General features: G+C 37.6%; 3 protein-coding genes. 2 read left to right on the forward strand and 1 reads right to left on the reverse strand.

The features are described 5' to 3' along the window. Nucleotides 1–87: 87 nt before the first annotated feature. Entirely contained in the window at nt 88–636 is a 549-nt protein-coding gene (locus tag OFN67_RS08010) for a type II secretion system protein (RefSeq protein WP_270868996.1), read from the reverse strand. Between the two features lie 851 nt (nt 637–1,487). Here OFN67_RS08010 and OFN67_RS08015 point away from each other — a divergent pair. Continuing rightward, nucleotides 1,488–2,603: a tyrosine-type recombinase/integrase gene (locus tag OFN67_RS08015; RefSeq protein WP_270868997.1), complete on the forward strand. Its 1,116-nt coding sequence runs from the start codon at nt 1,488–1,490 to the stop codon at nt 2,601–2,603. Nucleotides 2,604–3,092: 489 nt separating this feature from the next. Continuing rightward, nucleotides 3,093–3,665: a type II secretion system protein gene (locus tag OFN67_RS08020; protein ID WP_270868998.1), complete on the forward strand. Its 573-nt coding sequence runs from the start codon at nt 3,093–3,095 to the stop codon at nt 3,663–3,665. Nucleotides 3,666–3,752: the final 87 nt, after the last annotated feature.

Genomic DNA, 3,752 nt, shown 5'->3' on the forward strand with positions numbered 1-3,752 from the left:
AATGTCTAACATAATTATCCTTACAAACAAAAAAAGCTCGGAAGCCGAAGCTCCGAGCCAGTTATTATTTTTTAACTTAGTAAGAAATTATCTTACAACGCTTAGACCTACTAGTGGAATACCATCTGTAGCTGATGAATCTGGCTCCCATTTACTATCAGTTTTGTTATAAGTTTGTCCTGTGAACTTACTATCTACATATTTTTGAACCGCAGAATCACCTTGAACTTTTTTACAAATAGAACTCGTATCATCAGTAGCCTCAACTTTCATATAAGCAGGGGTCTTTTTAGATGATGTCTCTACCGCAGCAACTAGCGTAAGTGTAAGACATTCTTTACCTGCCGATGCCAAATTTACACTTCCGCTTACTTTAGTCGCATCATTCGCATCAGCTTTTAATGTACCCTCGCCAACAACAGCGACATTTGTCATAGCTGGAATACTAGCAGCAAATTCAGCTTGTGATGTATAGTATGCACCTATATCACTAAGAATAGTGCTAATATTTGTAGCTGCTTTTGCAACTTCTGCATCATCTCTTGTAGCTGCCAATCTTGGGATAGCGATAGCTGCCAAAATACCTAAAATAACGATAACGAAGATCAACTCGATCATAGTGAAACCTTTTCTCATGGCTTCCTCCTTGTAAATAGATTTCATTTTACATACATATATGTAAAACTTGCGTGGATTATAGCAAAAAAAATTAAAAAATTCAATTGTTTTTGCAAAAAATTTGAAAAAATTTTAAAATTTTATAAAAAAGTCCCATTTTTGCGTGGTTTGCGGGTGTGGAATTTGGCGGATTGGTGTGCGTTGCGCGCTCATAATGACAGCAAATTTGGCGTTTGGTTATTTTGACTCGTAGATTGCTTCGTCGCTAACGCTCCTCGCAATGACAGTAAATTTGGCGCAAGGAATTTTAAAGTCGTGGATTGCCACGAAACGGCTTGCGCCGTTTCTCGCAATGACAAATTAGAGGCAAGGGAATTTCTCTGGATTGCTTCGCTCGTTACGCTCGCTCGCAATGACAGGGATTAGAGCGCATGGTAATTTAGGCTCGTAGATTGTCACGGCGACTGCGTCGCCTCGCAATGACAATGATTCGCGTATCGAGGCAGTATCCCCGGCTTGCGGAGCGCAATGACAATGGTAAGCGCGCAATGAATTTCCATGGATTGCAACGCTGGGCTCGCAATGACAGGGATTAGAGCGTTTGGTGGTTTAGGCTCGTAGATTGCCACGGCGACTGCGTCGCCTCGCAATGACAGATTAGAGGCAATGGAATTTCCCTGGATTACTTCGTCGCTTCGCTTATAATAACGACATAGCTAGCCTGTTATGGTAGTATTTTTGCAATACGAAATAAAAATTTCAAACAAATTTCATAAAATTTTACTAAATATTTAAAATACCACATAAAATTCGCCCTCAGCGATTGCGCAAACTGCGCAATTCCGTGAATTCTACGAAAAAGGACACAAATGCAACTTATCAATCACAATGGTAAAATTTATCTTCGCTTCCAAAGTGCAAACAAAATCATCAAGCGCTCATTAAAGCTAGATTTTACTAAACATAACTTAGCCTATGTCAAACAAACATTGCTCCCAATTTTCCAAAAGCTCGCCCTAAACAAAACCACCACATTATTCTCAAATCACGCAATATCTGCAAAAATCCAAAATATCAATTCAAATTTGCCTCAAAACAAAGTCAAATTTAGCCTCCAAACTACTCAAATTCCACCAAAACCGTATCTTTTGAGCCATTTTTGCGCACTTTATTTCGCAGATTTGCGCCACCACGCCAAACTTAGCACCCAAAAAACAGCTTGTGTCTGTATAAATCGAGCTTTTGATTTTTTACCAGATTTGCATGTTCGCTCATACACTCACAGCCAAATTTACGACGCCATAAACGCTATGAAAAACTCTAACCTAAGTCACCAAAGTATAAATTTGATTTTGAATTATCTCAAAAATGCCTTTTCTTTGGCTTTGAAATTTGGCGTTACAAGTCAAAATCCATTTGAATTCATCAAAAAACTGCCTAAATTTAACAAACCCAAATTTTGTTTTACAAAGGCGCAAATTAGGTTATTATTAGCCAACGCAAAAGGAGAATTAAGGACATTTTTGTTTATTGCGTTTTATACTGGGGCGCGAAGTGGCGAAATACTCGCACTTTGTAAGGAAGATTTTGATTTAAACGCCGATAAAATCACAATTTACAAAAATCAAACTAGGTATGAGCTAACCACACCTAAAAACGGTAAATCACGCACAATAAATTTGCTAAAACCACTTAAAAATCATATTTTGGAGCTAAATTTAGGTGCTGGACGAATTTTTAGCGATGATTATTTTGCTATACTTTATAAATTTAAAAAACTTCTAAAATCTCTAAATCTCCCACCGTGTGGGCTTCATGTCACTAGGCATAGCTTTTGTTCTCATCTACTTAGCGCAAATATATCTCCCACTCTCATCGCCCACACACTGGGGCATTCTAACCTCGAAATGATAAATAAAATCTATGGACATTTCATCAAAAATAGATCAGATTTGCGCAATCTAAATCGCGCAATGAAACTTTAAAATAAAATTTTGCGTATTTTTTATGCTTTGCAACTCGAAAATACTGCGTCACAATTGAGTTTGTCATTGCAAGATTTTTTGAAGCGTTCGCTATTGTCATTGCGAGGAGCGAAGCGACGAAGCAATCCAGGGAAATTCCCTTGCCTCTGATTTGTCATTGCGAGAAACGGTGCAAGCCGTTTCGTGGCAATCTACGAGTTTAAAATTTCGGCGCAGTGTTTTTGCTAAATTTCAAAATTTAAATAGAATTTTGCTTTAAATTTTACTGGATTGCTTCGCTACGCTCGCAATGACAAAACAGGCGTAAAATTTGCACTTAAAAAGAGCTTAAAATTTAAAATTCAGCCAAATTTCAGTGCAAATTTTAAAACTCAAATTTAGTTATAAAATTCCTAAATTTAGGCTATTTCAAGCACATAAAATTCTCCGTAAATCAGAGCATTTTACATATATGTATGTAAAATGAAATCTATTTACAAGGAGGAAACCATGAGAAAAGGTTTCACTATGATCGAGTTGATCTTCGTTATCGTTATTTTAGGTATCTTAGCAGCTGTTGCTATCCCAAGACTTGCTGCAACTCGCGATGACGCAGAAGTTGCAAAAGCAGCTACAAATGTTAGCACTATTCTTAGTGATATAGGTGCATACTATACATCACAAGCCGAATTTGCCAAATCTATCAAAGATATGACAAATGTTGCAGTTGATGGCGAGGGTAAATTAGCATTACCTGAAGGAGCAGCAGAAGGTGCAGCGCAAGCTGGAAGTGTATTTTTGACATCAGCAGGTAAAAAATGTCTTGAGCTTACGCTAACTACTGCGGTAGACACAGTAAGTAACAAGGCCCCTGCTTATATGACAGTTGCAGATGGTTCTGATACAACTAGTTCTATTTGTAAAAAGGTTCAAGCAGATACGGCTGTTACGAAATTGAAAGACAGTACCTTTGTTCCGAAAGAATGTGAAACAAAGAGTACCGATCAAAAATCTTGCCTTGCGTGGAAAGACGCTAAGGCTGTAAAAGGTATCCCACTAATTGGTCTAAGTGTTGTAAGATAATTTCTTACTAAGTTAAAAAATAATAACTGGCTCGGAGCTTCGGCTTCCGAGCTTTTTTTGTTTGTAAGGATAATTATGTTAGACATT

Source organism: Campylobacter sp. JMF_11 EL3 (assembly GCF_027736965.1).
In the GTDB taxonomy this organism is placed as follows: Bacteria; Campylobacterota; Campylobacteria; order Campylobacterales; family Campylobacteraceae; genus Campylobacter_B.

Bases quoted from the DNA above. Each gene is read 5' to 3' on its own strand.
- OFN67_RS08010 (WP_270868996.1), bottom strand. From the start codon at position 636: ATGAGAAAAGGTTTCACTATGATCGAGTTGATCTTCGTTATCGTTATT.
- OFN67_RS08015 (WP_270868997.1), top strand. From the start codon at position 1,488: ATGCAACTTATCAATCACAATGGTAAAATTTATCTTCGCTTCCAAAGT.
- OFN67_RS08020 (WP_270868998.1), top strand. From the start codon at position 3,093: ATGAGAAAAGGTTTCACTATGATCGAGTTGATCTTCGTTATCGTTATT.